The organism is Leisingera sp. ANG-M7 (assembly GCF_000813965.1).
Taxonomy (GTDB): Bacteria; Pseudomonadota; Alphaproteobacteria; order Rhodobacterales; family Rhodobacteraceae; genus Leisingera.
The window spans coordinates 50074-68261 of sequence record NZ_JWLI01000017.1 but is presented as its reverse complement, the minus strand read 5'-3'; the positions used below and the strand labels follow the sequence as shown (position 1 = coordinate 68261).

Genomic DNA, 18188 nt, shown 5'->3' with positions numbered 1-18188 from the left:
CGGCGAGCCTATCCGGGTTTCGCGGCACTGTCAGGGGCGGGAATACCCGGCGTCAGGATTTTCTGCATGAAAACAGTGTCGAGCCAGAGACCGTTCTTGCAGCCAAGCTCCGGCATCCGGGCGGTTTCCGCATAACCAAGCGCGGCGTGAAAGGCGATGGCGCCCGGGTTGGCGCTGCTGACGCTGGCGATCAGGACGTGGACCTGCGATTCCTTGGCCTTGCTCTCCAGCGCCTGCATCAGGCGGCGGCCGGCGCCCTGCCCCTGCGCCGCGGGCAGCAGGTGGATGGTGTGCTCGGCGGTGAAGCGGTAGCCGGGACCTGGGCGGAACGGGAAGAAATGCGCGTGGCCGAGGATCTCCCCGTCCTGCTCCGCGACCAGATAGGCGCCGTTGCTGGCGGTGATCTGCTCGCGCACCTGTTCAGGGGTCTTTTCAATCGTGTTGAAGGTCGCCAGCGTGTCGCGGATCACCCAGTTGGCGATGGCACAGACAGCCTCGGCGTCTGCTGCTGTAGCGGGGCGGATGATCATCTGAGCTGCCTCTGCCCGTGCGGCGTACCAAACTCAGCCATCATCGCAGGGGCGCCCTGCTCCACTGCGATGCGCGGGTCCGCGATGATCCTGTCCAGTGCCTGCTGCAAAGCCGAAGCCTCCGGGTGGCTGAGGATCAGGCGGCTCAGGCGGCAGCCCGATTGCGGCAGTCTCGCTGCGGGCGGGTCGGCCTGCCACTGCAGAACTGCGGGAAAGAGGTTGTCATAAGGCAGCAGCCCGTCCGCGGGCACCGTCATCAGCCAGCGCAAATCCCCGCGCTGCATCGAAACATGCCGCTGGGCATGAGGCGGCAGCAGGGATTTCTCCGCTTCCAGATCTTCACTGCGCAGGATCCAGTTGCTGAGCCGTGCAGGGCCTGCAAATTGGTCGAGGTTGAACCAGCGCGGCTGCTCCTGCGGCTGGGTTTCCGGGTCGACGGCGATCGCCTCAAGGTAAAGCCCGTCCTCCAGCCCGATCAGCCGGTTGCGGGTGCCGTAACGGGCATGGGCGCCGCCGGGACCGAGGGGGATGCCGAGGGACTGCTCCACATGCGCGGCGGCGTCTTCCAGCGTTGCGCCGGCTACCGCCAGGTGATCGAGTATCATTCAGACGCCTCCCCTTTGCGCGAGAGACTAGCGGCGCTGCGGCGGGGTGCAAGGCGGGAAATCGGCAGGGTACGGGCCTGCCGCTTAAACCCAGACCGCCAGTGCCCAGATACCGGCGATCACCGTCGGGTAAAACGTCCCGGCAAACCCCAGCCCCCGCATTGGCGGCGACAGGTGGTAGCCAGCCCAGAACAGCACCCGCATCAGCGCAAAGGAAAGGCCAAGGGCAATCGCCACGGCGCCGCCCAGGGTGACGGCCGCGAAGGGCCAGATGGCCAGTGCCAGAACAAGCTGCTCGACAGTATTGGTAAGCACCCGCTGGTCGATTTCTGCCGCGGAACCGGGCGGGAAAGGCTCGCCGTCGATGATAGCGTCATCAAAGAACCGCCGCTGCGCTAGGCGGCCGATGATCAGCGTCAGCACCAGTCCCGGTGCCAGGAAGGCGCCTGGCAAAGCGATGGGGGCCGGAATGTATGGCAAGCCCAGCCATTGCGGCAGGCCAACTACCAGCACGCCCCAAAGGGCGCCAAGGGCCATGCCGGTAAGTATCTGGCGGCGTTTGGATCGCAGCATGGCGCCACTCAACCACCGTGCCGCAGTTTTGCCAAGGCGCAGTGCGCACGTTCCGGCGGAAAGCTGCGGCATCCGCCGTCAAGTTACTGAAAACGGGGCACTCCCGCCCGCCGCTGGCTTTGCCATTGGCACACCCGCACCGGTTGGGCACGGCATCGCGCGGAGGCGCGATGCAGGCAGCCCGCCCCATCGGGGCGGGCTGCCGGACCCAAAGCCGCCAAGGGGGCGGCCCGAAGGGCGGGCATCTGCGGGTGCGGGAGAGCCTCCCCTGCCCCGCAGATGCGGTTTTTCAAGTCAGGCGCGCGCTTCGCGGATCAGGCGCAGGATGTCCTGGGCGGCTTCCGGGATGTTGGTGCCGGGGCCGAAGATTGCCTTGACGCCCTTGGAGTACAGGAACTCGTAATCCTGCTGCGGGATCACGCCGCCGCAGATCACGATGATGTCGCCCGCGCCTTCGGCCTTCAGCGCCTCGACCAGTTGCGGTGCCAGCGTCTTGTGGCCCGCGGCCTGTGACGAGATGCCGATCACGTGGACATCGTTGTCGATGGCGTCCTGGGCGGCTTCCTCCGGGGTCTGGAACAGCGGGCCGACGTCCACGTCAAAGCCGATGTCTGCAAAGGCGGTTGCAATCACCTTGGCGCCGCGGTCGTGGCCGTCCTGGCCCATCTTGACCACCAGAAGGCGGGGGCGGCGGCCTTCCTCCTCGGCGAAGTCCTCGATCGATTTCTGGATCGCAGCAAAGCCCTCGTCGCCCTCGTATGCAGCGCCATAGACGCCGGCCAGGGTTTTGACTTCCGCGCGGTGGCGGCCGAATTCCTTTTCCATTGCCATGGAGATCTCTCCGACTGAGGCCCGCGCGCGGGCGGCTTCGACTGCGGCTTCCAGAAGGTTGCCCTCGCCCGATGCGGCGCGGCGGGTCAGTTCATCGAGGGCGGCCTGGCAGGCGGCCTCGTCGCGGGTCTCGCGCATCTTTTGAAGGCGGGCGATCTGGGCGTCACGCACCGCGTGGTTGTCGACATCCAGGATGTCGATCGGGTCTTCCTTGTCCTTGCGGTACTTGTTGACGCCGACGACCACCTCCTCGCCGCGGTCGATCATCGCCTGGCGGCGGGCCGCCGACTCTTCGATGCGCAGCTTGGGCATGCCGCTCTCGACGGCCTTGGTCATGCCGCCCATCTCCTCGACCTCTTCCATCAGCGCCCAGGCCTTGTCGACCAGTTCCGCCGTGAGGCTTTCGATGTAGTAGGAGCCGGCCAGCGGGTCGACCACATTGGTCACACCGGTTTCCTCCTGCAGCACCAGCTGGGTGTTGCGGGCGATGCGGGCAGAAAAATCGGTGGGCAGCGCGATGGCTTCATCGAGCGCGTTGGTGTGCAACGACTGGGTGCCGCCGAGGACCGCCGACATCGCCTCATAGGCGGTGCGGATCACGTTGTTGTAGGGGTCCTGCTCCTGCAAGGAGACGCCGGAGGTCTGGCAGTGGGTGCGCAGCATCTTGGAGCGTTCGGACTTGGCGCCGAACTCGGTCATCACCCGGTGCCACAGGGTGCGAGCGGCGCGCAGCTTGGCGATTTCCATGAAGAAGTTCATGCCGATCGCAAAGAAGAACGACAGCCGGCCGGCGAACTTGTCCACGTCCATGCCCGCATCCAGTGCTGCACGCACGTATTCGCGCCCGTCCGCGATGGTATAAGCCAGCTCTTGCACCAGGTTCGCGCCGGCCTCCTGCATGTGGTAGCCGGAGATCGAGATGGAGTTGAACTTGGGCATCTCGTTCGAGGTGTACTCGATGATGTCCGAAATGATCCGCATGGAGGGCTTGGGCGGATAGATATAGGTGTTGCGGACCATGAACTCCTTGAGGATGTCGTTCTGGATGGTGCCCGCCAGCAGGGATCTGTCGTGGCCCTGCTCCTCACCGGCGACAATGAAGGACGCCAGCACCGGGATCACCGCGCCGTTCATGGTCATCGAGACCGAGACCTTGTCGAGCGGGATACCGTCGAACAGGATCTTCATGTCCTCAACTGAATCGATGGCAACGCCCGCCTTGCCGACATCGCCGACCACACGGGGGTGGTCGCTGTCATAGCCGCGGTGGGTGGCAAGATCGAAAGCGACCGAGACGCCCTGCTGGCCCGCGGCCAGGTTGCGGCGGTAGAAGGCGTTGGATTCTTCTGCGGTGGAGAAGCCCGCATACTGGCGGATGGTCCAGGGGCGGCCTGCGTACATGGTGGCCTTCACCCCGCGGGTGAAGGGACCGAAACCGGGGAGCGTGCCCATGTGGGGCAGATCCCTGGTGTCGTCTTCGGTATAGAGCGGCTTGACCTCGATGCCTTCCAGCGTCTGCCAGTTGAGGTCGTCAACAGCCCGTCCGCGCAGCTCTTTCTCAGCCAGAGCCCGCCATTCGTCTTTGTTTGTCATCAGGTCTTCCTCTTGTCAGTGCGATACGGGGCGGGTTCGTGCCCGCCGCCTGTTTATCCGGGTCTTGTGCCAGCGCCGCGAGGCCGTCTGCCCCGCCCGCAAGCCACATCATGTCGTCGGCATAGGCCTCGCGCAGGGCAGCGGTCTGGGCGTCGCTGAAGGGGCGCCAGCGGCCTGTCCCATCGGGCAGGTCGGCTGCCGCTGCCGGCGGCAGGCTGGCGCGCAGGTCCTGCAGGCACAGCGAGGCGTTGAGGCGCACCCGCGCATGGGCGCGCGGTGCCTTGATGCCGGTGAGGGCTGTCAGCGCCGCCTCAGGCCGGGTGCCGAAGGTTTCAAACGGCAGCACATGCAGGGTCACGCCCGGCATGGCCGCAACAATGTCGGTGATCACGTCGCGCCAGCTGCGCGCGGAATACGCCAGCCGGTCGAGGCTGCCGGCGGTCGGCATCTTGTGCCCGCGCGCCACCGCATAGGCGAGGCCGGAGGTCCAGTAACTGTCGAGGCTGCGGATCGAGAGCGCCACATCGGTCACTGCGCCGCTGAAGGCCTGCGCGTAACGCGCCATCCGTTCGCCGACGCCGCCGTAAAGGTCGCCGAGCCGCAGGTTCTGGCGCACCGCGCCGATCATGTTTTCCTCGCTCACCAGCAGCTGGCTGATGCCGCGTTCGCGGCAGCCCGCCAGGCGGACCTGCAGCCTGCCTTGCGCACGCTGCACCAGATCGCGGCCCGTCACCTGCGCCGGCCCCGGCTGGATGCCATGGAACAGCCCCTTGCGGGTGCGGTACGGCCCCCAGAAGCCAATGCCCTGCCGGTTCAAACCGGGCACATTCTGGCGCATGTATTCCTGGAACGAGGTGGTGGCGCAGCGGTGAGCGCCGGTGTGCAGGATGACTTTCATAGCGTTACGGGGCCTCTTATGGAGGGCCGCAGGCCGCAGCCCGGTCAAGGGGAATGGCACGATCATGGCCGGCAACCCCTCATTATCCCGTTAACGAAGATGTTTTTTGTCCAAGTGGCGGAATTCACAGTCGCATTTGCCGCCGGCGCACATATATTCAACACAACAGGAGAGATCATGAGAGCAATCCTAAGCGTTGTTTTGGCAGGCTTCCTGCCGCTGGCGGCTGCGGCGGCAGATGGAACTGCGGCCGATTTGATCCAGCCCGGGTATGATGTGGAACTGGAGGAATTCCAGTGGACGCACCGCCCTGTGGTTGTGTTTGCCGACAGTCCCGAGGACCCGCGGTTCCATGAACAGATGGAACGGCTGATGGAGGGCATCGAAGCACTGAAGACGCGCGATGTTGTGGTGCTGACCGATACCGATCCGGCTGCCAAGTCCGCCCTGCGCAAGAAGCTGCGGCCGCGCGGCTTCATGCTGGTTCTGGTGGGCAAGGACGGCGGCGTCAAGCTGCGCAAGCCGCACCCCTGGACGGTGCGCGAGCTGTCCCGCACCATCGACAAGTTCCCCGAGCGTTTGCGCGAAGTGGAAGAGCGGCGCGGCGGGTGACCCCGCCCTGCAAGTCCGGTCAGCCGTTGCCGCGGACGTAGATCAGCGCCATCGCCTGCTTGTCCAGGATCACCATCGCACCGGTTTCCGGCACGAAGACCAGGCTGGAAGCCGGGTTGCGGATCGCCTGGTAATAGACGGATTTGACCAGATCCGTCATGCAGCTGACCCCCGCCAGTCCGGAATTCAGCACCCCCAGCCCCTGCGGCAGGTCGCGGGACATGATGTCCTCTGTCACCGCGTTGGGGGATTTGCCCGCCACTGCAAACATCACGGGCTTGCCGGCATCCAGCATCTTCATGCCAGTGTTGAGCGAGCGGGCGCGGTCCACCAGTGAAGTGATGCGCGGATTTTCCGCGGTGTGAAACACCGCTGCGGTGCAGCTCATCGAGCTTTGGAAAAAGAACGTCTCCCCCAGCTCCACCCAGGCGGAAAGCTGAACGCGCAGCGCCTCTTCCTTGTCCAGCGCGCAGGCGGACAGGACAGCCAGAGCGGACAAAAGACAGGTCAGGAGACGGGTCATGCGGCACCTTGGGGTCGTCAAACGGTGCCAGTGTCGCAGAAAAACCTGAAGATTTGGTGCATACGGAGATGCTGTCCGGGGCAGGCACGGCTGCGGGGACGGGAAAACCCGCCTGCCCGCGCGCATATGTGCCTGCCCCGAGGTGCATTATTCGAACTCCATGATCACATCATCAACCGCCAGGCTGTCGCCTGCGGCAGCGTTGATCTTGGACACCACGCCTTTCCGCTCAGCGCGCAGGATGTTTTCCATCTTCATCGCCTCAACGGTGCAGAGCGCCTGGCCTTCCTGGACCTCCTGCCCCACTTCGACGTCGACCTTCACAATCAGGCCGGGCATCGGGCACAGCAGCATCTTGGAGGTATCGGGCGCGACCTTCTCAGGCATCAGCTCGGCCAGCTCAGCCTGGCGCGGGGTGCGCACCTTGACGGCAAGGTCGGCGCCGCGGGAACGGACGCGGAAACCCTGGGTCACCTTGCCGACCTTCAGCACCAGGGTTTCGCCGTCCACATTCAGCGTGGCCAGCTGGTCGCCCGGGGTCCAGTCAGAGGTCACACGGTAGCTGCCGCCGCCCTCGAAATTGACGGTGGCGCCCTCTCGGTCGGCGTCAATCACCACGTTGAAGGACTGACCTTGCAGGGCGACAACCCAATCGGTGCCGACCTTGCGCTCATGGTTGTCCATCCGGCCGGAGACGCGGGTGCGGCGGATTTCGGCAACCCGGTGCATCGCGGCGCAGGCGGCGGCGATCTTGCGCAGATCGTCGCTGTGCAGCTCAACGCCCTCGAAACCGTCGGGGTACTGTTCCTCGATGAAGGCGGTGGTCATGGAGCCTTCGATAAAGATCGGATGATCCATCACTGCAGACAGGAACGGCAGGTTGTGGCCGATGCCCTCCACCTCGAAGCTGTCGAGCGCGGTGCGCATGGCGCCGATGGCGTCCTCGCGGGTCGGCGCCCAGGTGCAGAGCTTGGCGATCATCGGGTCGTAATACATCGAGATCTCGCCGCCTTCGTAAACGCCGGTGTCATTACGCACGGCGGTCTCACCAGCGGGTGCATCACCTTGCCATTTGCCATTGACCAGCATCGGGCCGGCAGCCGTTTCTGCCGGCGGGCGGTAGCGGGTCAGGCGGCCGATGGAGGGCAGGAAACCGCGATACGGATCTTCGGCGTAAAGGCGGTTTTCAATCGCCCAGCCGGTGAGTTTCACATCCTCCTGGCGCATCGGCAGTTCGGCGCCGTCGGCGACACGGATCATCTGCTCCACCAGATCGACGCCGGTGATCAGTTCAGTGACCGGGTGTTCCACCTGCAGGCGGGTGTTCATTTCCAGGAAATAGAAGTTCTTGTCGCCATCGACGATGAATTCCACGGTGCCTGCGGAGGAGTAGCCCACGGCCTTGGCCAGCGCGACAGCCTGCTCACCCATCGCCTTGCGGGTCTCTTCGTCCAGGAACGGCGACGGGGCCTCTTCGACGACTTTCTGGTTGCGGCGCTGGATCGAGCATTCGCGCTCACCCAGGTAGATGCCGTTGCCGTGCTTGTCGCAGAGCACCTGGATTTCGATGTGGCGCGGCTGGGTGACGAATTTCTCGATGAAGATCCGGTCGTCGCCAAAGGAGTTCGCCGCCTCGTTCTTGGAGGACTGGAAGCCTTCGCGGGCCTCTTCGTCGTTCCAGGCGATCCGCATGCCCTTGCCGCCGCCGCCGGCGGAGGCCTTGATCATCACCGGATAGCCGATCTCGTTGGAGATCTTCACCGCCTCGTCAGCGTCGGCAATCAGGCCCATGTAGCCGGGCACAGTGGAAACGCCTGCTTCCTGGGCAATCTTCTTGGAGGTGATCTTGTCACCCATCGCCTCGATCGCGCCCTTCGGGGGGCCTACAAAGGCAACGCCTTCGGCCTCCAACGCCTCGGCGAACTTGGAGTTCTCGGACAGGAAGCCATAGCCCGGATGCACGGCCTGGGCGCCGGTCTGGCGGATCGCCTCCATCACCTTGTCGATGACGATATAAGACTGGTTGGCGGGCGGCGGGCCGATGTGGACGGCCTCGTCGGCCATTTGCACATGCAGGGCCTGCTTGTCGGCGTCAGAGTAGATGGCGACGGTCTTGATACCCATCTTGCGCGCGGTTTTGATCACACGGCAGGCGATCTCGCCCCGGTTGGCGATCAGGATCTTATCAAACATAGGCAGTCCCTTGTTCCTTGGTCTTCCGGAATGCAAAACGCCGCGCCCGGGGAGAGCCCGGACGCGGCGTTTGCGCGATGTCAGAAGCAGCCCGCGAGGGGCGGCTGTTCAGAGCGGCGGCAGGTGCGTCAGCACTTGCGCGGGTTTTGCTCGCAGTAGATGAGGTTTGCGGCCACGCCGACAGCGGCGCCGGTGACCAGGTTAGCATCCAGCACGGCTGCGCCAAGCGCGCCTGCGCCGCCGCCGTAGATGATGCGCTCGCCGGTGGTGTCGCCACAGGCCGCCACGAGGCCGCAGAGCGAGAGCGCTGCGATGAGAGATTTTGCCCGCATGTCCAGGTTCCTTCTTCCGGGGACGTTACTGTCCCGGCCGAATTTGCAGGCTGCACGGGACGGTGCAACGCTGCCGGCTCAAACTGCGGCTGTTGAGCGGAGGCTTGCCGCACCGGGGGGGGGATACGGCAAGCTTCCGCCAATGCCTGAAGGGGATAAAAGACGGGCAGGCCGCGGATGGGGGCGCGTACCTGCCCGTTCAGGCGAAGGGGCCGGAACAGATGCTCGGCACAGCAGCGTGGCTGCGCTGCTTGACTCACGATGCACCGGGCACGCGCCGCTGTAAGCCCCTGAAACGCAAGATCCGGCAATTTGGCAGATTCCTGCTGAACTGGAAGGCCCATGTGCAGATTCACGCCGAAATTGCGGCGCCCCGGACGCCCGTATTGGCTGCGCGCAAGGAACCGCGCTGCCGTGCCGGAGGTATGCGTCCGGGGGTGCGGCATCAGTCGAACGCCTCCGGGAAGGACGCGCGCGCAACCGCTTCATTGATGACCAGCAGCGCCTCGTAGCTTTCGGGATCAAAGGGATCTTCGGCTGGGATCACTTCGCGGCCGAACAGCCAGCTGAGCCGACCCGCATCGAGGTTGCCGCGTTCAAACGGCTGGTCGCCGAAATGCTCCCACAGGGACTGCATGAACATCAGGTCGACGCGCTTGTCGACGTTCTTGCGGTCGCGGAAGCGCTCGCGCCGGGTCAGCGGCGTAACCCCTTTGGGGTTGGGGCGGCGGATGGTGAATTGGAAATCAGTGCCGGGCATACGGCCCGGGAACCCGCGGTGTTTCAGCATTTGGGTGCCTCCGGTCCGGCACCCCACGGGGCGGCGGGGGCCGGCCGCAGGGCCGGACCCCTGTAGTGCTTAGTTGTACTTGCCGGTGAAGACCGGTTCTTCAGAAACCGGCTCAACAACGACGAATTCTTCTTCCTGCTGGGCGCAGGCAGTGACGGCGGCCAGCAGGCCGGCCAGGGCGAGAAGCTTGATGCTCTTGGACATTTCTGTCTCCTGATAAAATTTGTGAAACCTGCGGCGGCGCTGCCGTCCGCGTGCCTCAACCTCAATGCGAAGGCAGCCGTGTGACTGCCCGCACCGAGGATACCCGGCTTTGCGGGCAAGTCACATGCAAATCGCGGCAATTGACGGGGCTGTGGCTGCAATGCCGCAAGATTCCGCCGATCCTGCTCATGGCCCGCAAGATATTGTGGAAACATCAGAAAGCCTCCCAAATGCAGGCCGCGCCCTCGGGGCGGTAGGCTTCGAAAAACTGGGTTGCCTCCGGGTCCTGGGCGCCAAAGGGCACCATCCGGTCCGACAGCGAGATCACCACCCGCGCCGCGCTCAGGCCGTGTTCGGCCAGATAAGGCAGCGCGATTGTGCCGCAAAGGTGGTCCATGTCAGGGGCAGCCGCTTCATAGCTGACCGTTCCGCTTTCGCGGGCGATCTGTGGCGCCAGGAAGCGGAACCGCGCCCAGGTGTCTCCGGCCTGGCTGGGGGCATCATCCAGGACCACCTCTGCCAGGGTCACAGGCTGACCCGAGGGGACAGGCACGGCATCCGCCGCCGCAGCAGCGAACGCACAGAGAGCAAAGGGGATTGCCGCCAGATATCCGCAGCCCCGGCCCCCGGTCACCCGGGCTCCTCCGGCCGGAGCTGCAGGCGCTGCGCAAGTGGCGCGCGCTGTCTGATATCGGCTGGAGCGGATCATGACGCTGATTCGCTCTTCATGTCAATTTTTGCCGCGATTCTATGCGAATCCTTCGCATCTGCCCGGGAATCGGGCAGAGCGGCGTCCTTGCGCCTGCTGGCATGGCGGATCCAGCGGGCCCGGCGGCCTGGATTTTCCAGCATTTCAGTGATTTGCGCGGCAGCATTGGCGGGCACCCGGCCCATCACCTGCCCGCCCGCGCGCACCCGCATCCCCTGCCCTTCGTCAGTGATTTCCACCACAGGGGAGAAGCCGCGCAAGTTCTGCAGCTTCCGCCACATATCCTGCCGGATCTGATGCGCCAGCCGCAGGGGATCAGCAGCTGGCAGCACCGTTTCCGCCGCCACGTCGAAGCGTGCAGGCAGGCGGCGCGACAGCGTCAGGCTGCTGTCCGTGCGGGTGATATGCCAGTGGGCGCGGGTCACAGCTTCTTTCCAAACAATCGAGCCATGAAGCCCAGCTTCTCTTTCTTGGAAAACTGGGAAGAAGAGGCAATTCTCGGCACCTCATCTCTTCCAGCCTGCTTCATCAACACGTCGAAATAGAATGGCAGACTATCTTCCGAGCCATTCTCAACCCGTTTCCACACCTTACTAAACGGAACAAGCAGGCTGCCCTCAAATTTCATCATAAGAGGAAATCTCATGACCTCTGGAACATTGTCGCCGGCCTCGTCGCCATTCAGCCATTCTGCTCCCGCAACACGCCGTAAAACTTCACCCAAGTAGCAAGAGGCAACTGCAATTGTTCCTTGCATTTCCTCGGGGTTACCCCCTGATGAATGAAATCCGTCAAGCAACTGATCAAGCAGTATGACAGACGGAGCCGAGTAATCGAATGGCCCATCTCCATGCTGGCTGGCAATCGCAACGAATTGCTCAGCCATTTGACCAGCTGTTTCTTTGCTCAACTCCATAACCAACTCACAGCGGAATGTTGTCGTGCTTTTTCCACGGGTTTTTGAGCTGCTTGCCCCGCAGGGAGGCAAAGGCGCGGCTGACCCGTTTTCGGGTGGATTGGGGCATGATCACCTCGTCGATGAAGCCGCGTTCCGCCGCCACGAAGGGATTGGCGAAACGGTCTTCGTAGTCCGCCGTGTGGGCCGCGATCTTGTCCGCATCGCCAAGGTCGGCGCGGTGGATGATCTCGGTGGCGCCCTTGGCGCCCATCACCGCGATCTCCGCCGTCGGCCAGGCGTAGTTGAAGTCGCCGCGCAGGTGCTTGGAGGCCATCACGTCATAGGCGCCGCCATAGGCCTTGCGGGTAATCACGGTGACCTTCGGCACGGTGGCTTCGCCATAGGCGAACAGCAGTTTCGCACCGTGTTTGATGACGCCGCCGTATTCCTGGGAGGTGCCCGGAAGGAAGCCCGGCACGTCGACGAAGGTCAGGATCGGGATCTCGAAACAGTCGCAGAAGCGCACGAAACGGGCGGCCTTGCGGCTGGAGTCAATGTCGAGGCAGCCTGCCAGCACCATCGGCTGGTTGGCGACGACGCCGACGGTCTGGCCCTCAAGGCGGATAAAGCCGGTGATGATGTTCTTGGCGAAATCCTCCTGGATCTCGTAGAAATCGCCCTCATCCGCGACCTTGGTGATCAGCTCCTTCATGTCGTAGGGGCTGTTGGGGTTTTCCGGGATCAGGGTGTCCAGGCTTTCCTCGATCCGGCCGGGCTGGTCAAAGAACGGGCGCACCGGGGGCTTTTCGCGGTTGTTCAAGGGCAGGAAGTCGACCAGGCGGCGGACTTCTGCAAGGGCTTCGACATCGTTTTCAAAGGCGCCATCCGCGACGGAGGACTTCTTGGTGTGGGTGGAGGCGCCACCCAGTTCCTCAGCCGTCACCACCTCGTTGGTCACGGTTTTCACCACGTCGGGGCCGGTCACGAACATGTAGGAGGTGTCCTTGACCATGAAGATGAAGTCGGTCATCGCAGGTGAGTAGACCGCGCCGCCGGCGCAGGGGCCCATGATGACAGAGATCTGCGGGATCACGCCGGAGGCCATGATGTTGCGCTGGAAGATCTCGGCGTAGCCTGCGAGCGCGTCGACACCTTCCTGGATGCGGGCACCGCCAGAATCGTTGATGCCAATGACCGGCGCGCCGTTCTGCACGGCCATATCCATGATCTTGCAGATCTTCTGGGCGTGAGTGGCGGAGACCGAACCGCCCAGCACGGTGAAGTCCTGGGAGAAGACATAGACCTGGCGGCCATTGATGGTGCCCCAGCCGGTGACCACCCCATCGCCTGCCGGCTTGTTGTTTTCCATGCCGAAATCAGTGCAGCGGTGGGCGATGAACATGTCGAACTCTTCGAAGCTGCCCTCGTCCAGCAGCAGTTCGATCCGTTCGCGGGCCGTCAGCTTGCCGCGCCCGTGCTGTGCGTCGATGCGGCGCTGGCCGCCGCCCAGCCGCGCGTCCTGGCGGCGGTCTTCCAGCTCGGAAAGAATGTCCTTCATGGCTCATATCCCCTGTCAGTTTCAGCGCGACCATATATTGCGCTGCGGCGAAGCCAAAGGACATTATCGCAAATTTGCAAACCGTTTGCATACGTGGTTAGCAAAGTTGGAAATCAGCAAATACCCCTCGCATTCCTGTAGGGCAGAAGAAAAATCTGGTGACTTCCCTGCCACTCGCCTTTAAGCGAAGCGCCACAAAAAAATGAAGACACTCAAGGGGCTTTGAATATGGCTTTCTTTAACCGGCGCAGCTTTTTAGCGCTCGCTTCCGCAGCTCTGCTTGCCGCATGTGAAGAGCACACCGCTCTGGTCGACCCATCTGTCAGCTCAAACATCAACGTCGTCGATGTGCAAATCAACCCGGGCTCCCTGCCCCTGAAGGAAGACGGAACAGTGCGGACCGGCCGGGAGTACACACTCTCTGAAACGCAGTTCATTCAGCAGCTCGATGCGGCACTTACGCGCCAGATTCAGGCGCGTGGCATGAACGGCGGCACCAAGGCCGTTCTGACGGTGACACCAACAAAACTGGCGCTGGTTTCCCCTGGGCAATCCTTCGTGGTCGGCGGACGCAGCCAGATTGAAGGCATTGTAGCCCTTAAGACCACCCAAGGCGAAACCCTTGTGGCTCCCGTCACGGTCAAGGGCTTCACCGACGAGTTGCGCTCCGGCGGCCTATTGGGCGCGATGACCGCCCCCTCCGCCTCGGAAGATTACCGCCGGACACTGGATGGGTTTGCAAACAACGTGAGCCGGAAACTGTTCGAGAACCTTACCGTCGGCATTGGCGGCACGGTCATCAACTAAACAAGCACAATATCAGGGCCGCCTTGTCAGGCGGCCTTGGCAATTCCGGCGATCTGGCGCAGGGCGCTGCCCAGCGGCGCGCGGACGGGGGCGGAGATGCCAAAGGGGTTGTCTTCCACCAGGGCAATCACCGGATCATCCTTGAGGAACTTGCCGTAAGCCGTGACCTGTGCCAGCAGCGCCTGGGCGGCTCTCTTGCGGGCATCGCCGGTGGCGGATTTCATTTCAAACAGCGCCTTCATCAGCGCGGTCTGGTTGCCGTCGGTGGCGCCCGCCAGCCCGGCATCTGCAATCTGCGCCAGCACCGGGTGGTTCTGGGAGCGCAGGGCGGCCTGCAACTCCGAGATGCCGCGGTCCGCCTCTTCCTTGGCCGCTTGCCAGATTGCCATGACATCCGCCTGCGGCGCCTTTGCCTCTGCCGCGGCGTCCAAGGCCTGCGCCAGCGCCTTCAGCCCTGCCGCCGCATCATCCAGTGCGCCGGACTTCAGCTGAGCGGCAATCTCCTTGGCCCGGGCCGCCAGAGGTGCGGCCTGTTCCGGCGGCAGCGCTTTGATCTTGGCTGCCTGTTCCTTCAGAAGCTTGCTGAGCCGGGCCGCCTGCTCCTGACCTGATGAGGGTTTTGCAGACTGCCCCTGAAGCTTGGCCAGTGCTGCCTCCAGACGGGTCAGGCGGGCAGCGCACCCCTCATGATCGCCCTGCCCCAAGAGCTTGACGCTGGCCTTTACCTCCAGCGCAAGCTTGCCGGCAATGTCCGGGCTACCCAGCGCCTTTACCATTTCCGCAGCAGCGGCGATGCGCTGCTTCAGAGCGGCGGCGGTACCGTCATCCATCTGGGCCGGTGCGGCGGTTTCCTGCGCTTCGGCGTCGTCATCCGGCAGGGTTTCCTCGTCGATTATGCTGCCGTCAGGGCCAATCAGGACTGGTTTGAACTTGACCATACCCTCCTTCATGAACCGCTTCTTCAATTGCTTGACGATGCCCTTCAGCGGTTTTTCGGGTTGCAGGAAGACCTCGTTTTCCTCCACCCGCAGGGTGCCGAAGCAGGTTTTCTTGATACCCGGCATCTTCTTCAGGTCGCCGCGCAGCACCTTGCCGGGCTTGCGCAGGTCGATCATCAGCCCGCAGGTTTCCGGCTTAGCCCCGAGGCCGAAGGCAAAGGGCAGCTCCTTGCCGGAGGCCTTGGATTTCTTGATGAGTTTCAGGACGGCATCGGCGTCAAAAGACTGGTCGGACATGACAACTCCCTCAGGCGCCGGTGAAGGCGTCCCACTCCTCTGCGCTCATTTCAACAAACTCCAGATCGGCCTCATCGCCGGGCTCGGAAAGCGGCTGGCCAGGCCAGATCATGCCGTATGCGCGGCGGAACAGCGCCTCCAGCTCCTGATCGGAAAACGGGTACTGCTGGCCTGCAAACCGGCCGATGCGCCCGTTCGGGCTTGCGATCAGCGCGTCCAAGGCGAGGCGCAGCCAATCGAGGTTGCCCTCCTTATAGGCGCGCTTGTGCATGGCGCGGATGTCGGCGTCGAATTGCGCCAGATCGGCCATCGGGTCGGGCGCGTTCACTGCCCGGCCCATGGTCAGGAGCCGCGTGTAGCCTTCGATCAGTTCCTTGCGGATTTTCATGGGATCATGTTCCCCGGATTGCCATTGGTGTAGGTCTTGGTTTCATTGTCCCAGCCATCAGCGACCGGGTATTGCTGCATCATCACCCAGCGGCCCTTGATCCTGGGTGGCGGGGCGCCGTGGCGGGTGGTGTATTTCACTACGTAGTCGGCGTTATCCTGCGCTTTTTCCTCGTCGTAATGCGTGCCCGGCGCGGGGTGGCCGGTGGTCTCGTCCGGCAATAGCTCCGGCTCCCAGATGAAGTTCACATAGGCGCGGGTCAGCCCCTCGATCTCCTCGAAGGTTTCATAGGTCTTGTCGGAGATCGGCTCGCCGCTGTCATCCAGGCGCACATGTTTCTTGTGGCCGATATAGGCCTTATCGATCGGGCGACCGTGCTCGACGGTGAAATCAGCGTTTTCGTCCGGGTCGGTCAGCGGGTCGCCGGTGAAGGTCATTTCCGTCACCGTGATGTCGATGCCGTTAGCCAGTGCCGCCTGTGCGGCCAGCTCGCGCCCCGCAAGCCAGTCCTGCGGACTGTGGAACTTGGACGAGGCGCCAGTATAGGAGCGCTCATCGTCCGAATGCGCATTGGGCGGCTTGCCGGTCTTCAGGCGGGTGATCAGGTCCTCGTCGCTGACATCCGGGCCGTGGCGGTCCAGGGAGTGGCCTGCGTTGCTGCCAGCGCCATCCGCGGCCTCGCAGTCCAGCGCCACACTTGCACAAAGCGCGCCGAAATCTGCGCGGATGCTGTCAAAATCGGTCTTGGCCTTGGCAAAATCCGGCTTCTTGGCCTCCCCTTCTGCGTCGGCAATACGGACCACGAAGGGGTCCAGCATGTCCGCGTCCGTGGATGCGCGCTGCAGCGCCTTGAGGATGCCCTGAACCTGGTAGCGGGCGGTGGCCATCGGCTTGGCCTGCTTCAGAAGCGTCAGGTGCGCATCGAGCAGCAGGAAAGCGTCGCCGTATTCGCCGTCATCATCAGCCCGGTCCGTGGCGGTTTTCAGCGAGGCATCGAGCGCAGCTTCCGCCTCCGCCAGTTTGAGGTATTTCTTGGTCCGGGAGTGTTCCTTTTGGACCTTGGCGAGCTTGGCGCGGTAATCGGACATCGCCAGCATCAGATCCAGATAGTCGGTGCCGTCCAGCACCCCCTGCAGGTCCGCCGTGGCCTTGGCCGGATCGCCGCCGCGGGCGGTCAGGTCTACTGACTGGATCGCGTCACCCAGTGTGCTGCGCAATTCTGCCGGATCACCGGGCAGAGCGGCCAGAAGATCCAGAGCCGTCTGGCGAAGAGCCAGGTAATCCGGCATCGCCTGCAACAGCTCCAGCGCCCCCGGTGCGGCGGCAACCGCTGCCGGGTAATTCGCCCCGGTGAGTGCATCTGTCACCGGCTTGTGGAAATCATACCCCTCAGCCGCCGGGTGCTGGCGCAGGATAGCGTCCATCTCGCGGCGGCTGTCGGTGATGGCTTCCAGCTTGAACAGCTGATCAAGCTTGGCGTGGTACTGCGGCGCACCGGTGTCCATGTCGAAATTATCGGCCTCGGCCAGCATCTGATGCGCGCCCCAGGTGGCGTTGAGGTCACTCAGCTCCGGCTCCTTCAGCACCTGTTTCAGCGCGTCATAGCGTTTCTGCAACGCCTTGAGAATCTGGGTGGAATAGCTTTGCCCCATGATCGCGGGATGCGCTCTGACCCAGGATTTCAGATCCTTGAGCGCCTTCTTGGGGTCATTGTCGCCGGCAGCGGCCTGTTTGGACTGGGCCGCCAGCACCGCATTGCGGAACTCCGCATTCGGCATCATCGACATGTCAAACCCGCGCAGGAACTTGGCCAGTGCCGCGCGCTCCTTGGTGCCATAGGCGATGAGGGCGTTCAGCTTGGCTTCCGCCTCCGGGAAGCTGCTGTCGGTATAGGCCAGTTTCTTGGCGTCCTTCAGGTGATCACGGAAATCCCTGGCATCACGCAGCTGGCTGCTGAGGATGTTCTGGCAGCGCTTGTGGTGATTGGCTTCGTACTCACACAGAAGGGCGTCGAAGCTGACCGCGGCCGCCAGGTGATCCTCGGTATCAAGGTTGCTTTTCCAGGCCTCCAGCGCCGCCTTGGCACCATCGAAATCCCCCGTCTTCGAGAGCGCTGCCGCCGCCGCCATCTGTGCCGCGCGTTCGGTGGTGGCGGTTTCCTTGGCCGGATCATCCATCGGCTTGATCAGCAACAGCGTCGCTCGGGTCCAGTTGTCGAAAAAGATGCCATAGGCCTTGGCGTCGTCCGCCTTGGCGGAGATGTCCTTGGCCTGCACCTCCACCGCTTCGAATTGAGTGTCGGAGACAGCGGCAGCGAAGGCCTTTTGCGCTGCCTTGATCAGGGTTTCGAGGAAGGTGAACGCTCCCTGGTCCAGGCTGTCGCGCTCCTTGGCGAATTTTTCCTCTGCCTCGGCAAGCGCGGCCTGCGCCTTCCCGCGGACGGCGGCAATCGCCAGCTGAGCTGCGATCTGGTCCTTCAGCGCCACGATATCGCTGTCAATCTGATCAAAGGCCTCCGCCGCGTCCGCGCTGAGGATTTCCTTCTTCAGCGCCTTACGCCCGCCTGCAAGGCTGCGCCGGGCGCCGGAACTGAGTGCTGCGGGAATGGCAGTCTTGTTCAGCTCAGCCAGCGCCGCGGTGCGCCGTTCCTCCAGTTCCGCTCCGCCGGCGTCCGGCATGTCCGGCATCTCCCAGGCCTTAACGGTATAGAAGCGTTCGGCCCAGAGCCGGATGGCAGGGTTGTTGGCAAGCGGATCGGGGGCATTGGCCATGGATCACCTCGGCAGCAAATTAGGACGGGACTGAAAAACACGAAAAAATGCAGTAGCGCCCCCAGCATAGGCGGCGCATAGTTTTACAGGCAAGTATCTTCTGACGCGGCGTCAACCCTGTGCGCCGCTGCACATGCG

Annotated in this window: 19 protein-coding genes; 2 read left to right on the top strand and 17 right to left on the bottom strand. The window is 63.5% G+C overall.

Annotated elements, in window-relative coordinates; all coding sequences use genetic code 11:
- Nucleotides 1-8 precede the first annotated feature (8 nt).
- From RA26_RS18295 to RA26_RS18275, 5 genes are all read right to left on the bottom strand, one after another.
- Nucleotides 9-530, bottom strand: a complete 522-nt coding sequence (locus RA26_RS18295) for a GNAT family N-acetyltransferase (protein WP_039186183.1) — start codon at nucleotides 528-530, stop codon at nucleotides 9-11.
- Nucleotides 527-1135, bottom strand: a complete 609-nt coding sequence (locus tag RA26_RS18290) for a VOC family protein (protein ID WP_039186180.1) — start codon at nucleotides 1133-1135, stop codon at nucleotides 527-529. The genes RA26_RS18295 and RA26_RS18290 overlap by 4 nt, the downstream gene beginning before the upstream one ends.
- An 84-nt stretch (nucleotides 1136-1219) precedes the next feature.
- The gene (locus tag RA26_RS18285) at nucleotides 1220-1708 is read right to left on the bottom strand and encodes an MAPEG family protein (protein ID WP_039186179.1); all 489 of its coding nucleotides are present in this window, start codon (nucleotides 1706-1708) and stop codon (nucleotides 1220-1222) included.
- Nucleotides 1709-2002: 294 nt separating this feature from the next.
- A complete protein-coding gene (scpA, locus tag RA26_RS18280; protein ID WP_039186177.1) occupies nucleotides 2003-4132 on the bottom strand; it encodes a methylmalonyl-CoA mutase in 2130 nt (709 codons plus the stop codon).
- Nucleotides 4098-5030, bottom strand: a complete 933-nt coding sequence (locus tag RA26_RS18275) for a hypothetical protein (protein WP_039186175.1) — start codon at nucleotides 5028-5030, stop codon at nucleotides 4098-4100. Before RA26_RS18275 ends, scpA begins: the two co-directional genes overlap by 35 nt.
- A gap of 177 nt (nucleotides 5031-5207) precedes the next feature.
- Between RA26_RS18275 and RA26_RS18270 the strand changes: the two genes are divergently transcribed.
- Complete coding sequence (locus RA26_RS18270; RefSeq protein WP_039186409.1) at nucleotides 5208-5642, top strand: DUF4174 domain-containing protein; 435 nt, start codon at nucleotides 5208-5210, stop codon at nucleotides 5640-5642.
- A 19-nt stretch (nucleotides 5643-5661) separates the two neighbouring features.
- Here RA26_RS18270 and RA26_RS18265 read toward each other — a convergent pair whose 3' ends face one another.
- The 9 genes from RA26_RS18265 to RA26_RS18230 all read right to left on the bottom strand — a co-directional run bounded on the left by RA26_RS18265 (nucleotide 5662) and on the right by RA26_RS18230 (nucleotide 12849).
- Nucleotides 5662-6165, bottom strand: a complete 504-nt coding sequence (locus tag RA26_RS18265) for a hypothetical protein (RefSeq protein WP_039186174.1) — start codon at nucleotides 6163-6165, stop codon at nucleotides 5662-5664.
- Between the two features lie 147 nt (nucleotides 6166-6312).
- Entirely contained in the window at nucleotides 6313-8358 is a 2046-nt protein-coding gene (locus tag RA26_RS18260; RefSeq protein WP_039186173.1) for an acetyl-CoA carboxylase biotin carboxylase subunit, read from the bottom strand.
- Between the two features lie 128 nt (nucleotides 8359-8486).
- Entirely contained in the window at nucleotides 8487-8690 is a 204-nt protein-coding gene (locus RA26_RS18255) for a hypothetical protein (RefSeq protein ID WP_039186172.1), read from the bottom strand.
- 445 nt (nucleotides 8691-9135) lie between these two features.
- Nucleotides 9136-9480 (bottom strand): hypothetical protein, encoded by a 345-nt coding sequence (locus RA26_RS18250; RefSeq protein ID WP_039186171.1) that lies wholly within the window; start codon nucleotides 9478-9480, stop codon nucleotides 9136-9138.
- 69 nt (nucleotides 9481-9549) lie between these two features.
- Nucleotides 9550-9684, bottom strand: a complete 135-nt coding sequence (locus RA26_RS23380) for a hypothetical protein (protein WP_260015408.1) — start codon at nucleotides 9682-9684, stop codon at nucleotides 9550-9552.
- 214 nt (nucleotides 9685-9898) lie between these two features.
- Nucleotides 9899-10393: a DUF6497 family protein gene (locus RA26_RS18245; protein WP_039186170.1), complete on the bottom strand. Its 495-nt coding sequence runs from the start codon at nucleotides 10391-10393 to the stop codon at nucleotides 9899-9901.
- Nucleotides 10390-10818 carry a hypothetical protein gene (locus RA26_RS18240; RefSeq protein WP_039186169.1) on the bottom strand — a complete coding sequence of 143 codons (429 nt, stop codon included), beginning with the start codon at nucleotides 10816-10818 and terminating at the stop codon, nucleotides 10390-10392. The genes RA26_RS18245 and RA26_RS18240 overlap by 4 nt, the downstream gene beginning before the upstream one ends.
- Nucleotides 10815-11309 (bottom strand): hypothetical protein, encoded by a 495-nt coding sequence (locus RA26_RS22190; RefSeq protein ID WP_052272487.1) that lies wholly within the window; start codon nucleotides 11307-11309, stop codon nucleotides 10815-10817. The genes RA26_RS18240 and RA26_RS22190 overlap by 4 nt, the downstream gene beginning before the upstream one ends.
- A 7-nt stretch (nucleotides 11310-11316) precedes the next feature.
- Complete coding sequence (locus tag RA26_RS18230) at nucleotides 11317-12849, bottom strand: acyl-CoA carboxylase subunit beta (RefSeq protein ID WP_039186168.1); 1533 nt, start codon at nucleotides 12847-12849, stop codon at nucleotides 11317-11319.
- Between the two features lie 228 nt (nucleotides 12850-13077).
- On the opposite strand from RA26_RS18230, the gene RA26_RS18225 reads away from it, so the two are divergent.
- On the top strand, nucleotides 13078-13656 hold the full coding sequence (locus tag RA26_RS18225; protein WP_039186167.1) for a hypothetical protein: 579 nt from the start codon (nucleotides 13078-13080) through the stop codon (nucleotides 13654-13656).
- Nucleotides 13657-13682: 26 nt separating this feature from the next.
- Here RA26_RS18225 and RA26_RS18220 read toward each other — a convergent pair whose 3' ends face one another.
- From RA26_RS18220 to RA26_RS18210, 3 genes are read right to left on the bottom strand one after another with little or no spacing between them, the layout of a single operon-like run.
- On the bottom strand, nucleotides 13683-14891 hold the full coding sequence (locus RA26_RS18220) for a hypothetical protein (RefSeq protein WP_039186165.1): 1209 nt from the start codon (nucleotides 14889-14891) through the stop codon (nucleotides 13683-13685).
- Nucleotides 14892-14901: 10 nt separating this feature from the next.
- Nucleotides 14902-15279 carry a hypothetical protein gene (locus RA26_RS18215; protein WP_039186162.1) on the bottom strand — a complete coding sequence of 126 codons (378 nt, stop codon included), beginning with the start codon at nucleotides 15277-15279 and terminating at the stop codon, nucleotides 14902-14904.
- The gene (locus RA26_RS18210) at nucleotides 15276-18050 is read right to left on the bottom strand and encodes a hypothetical protein (protein WP_039186161.1); all 2775 of its coding nucleotides are present in this window, start codon (nucleotides 18048-18050) and stop codon (nucleotides 15276-15278) included. Before RA26_RS18210 ends, RA26_RS18215 begins: the two co-directional genes overlap by 4 nt.
- Between the last annotated feature and the right edge of the window lie 138 nt (nucleotides 18051-18188).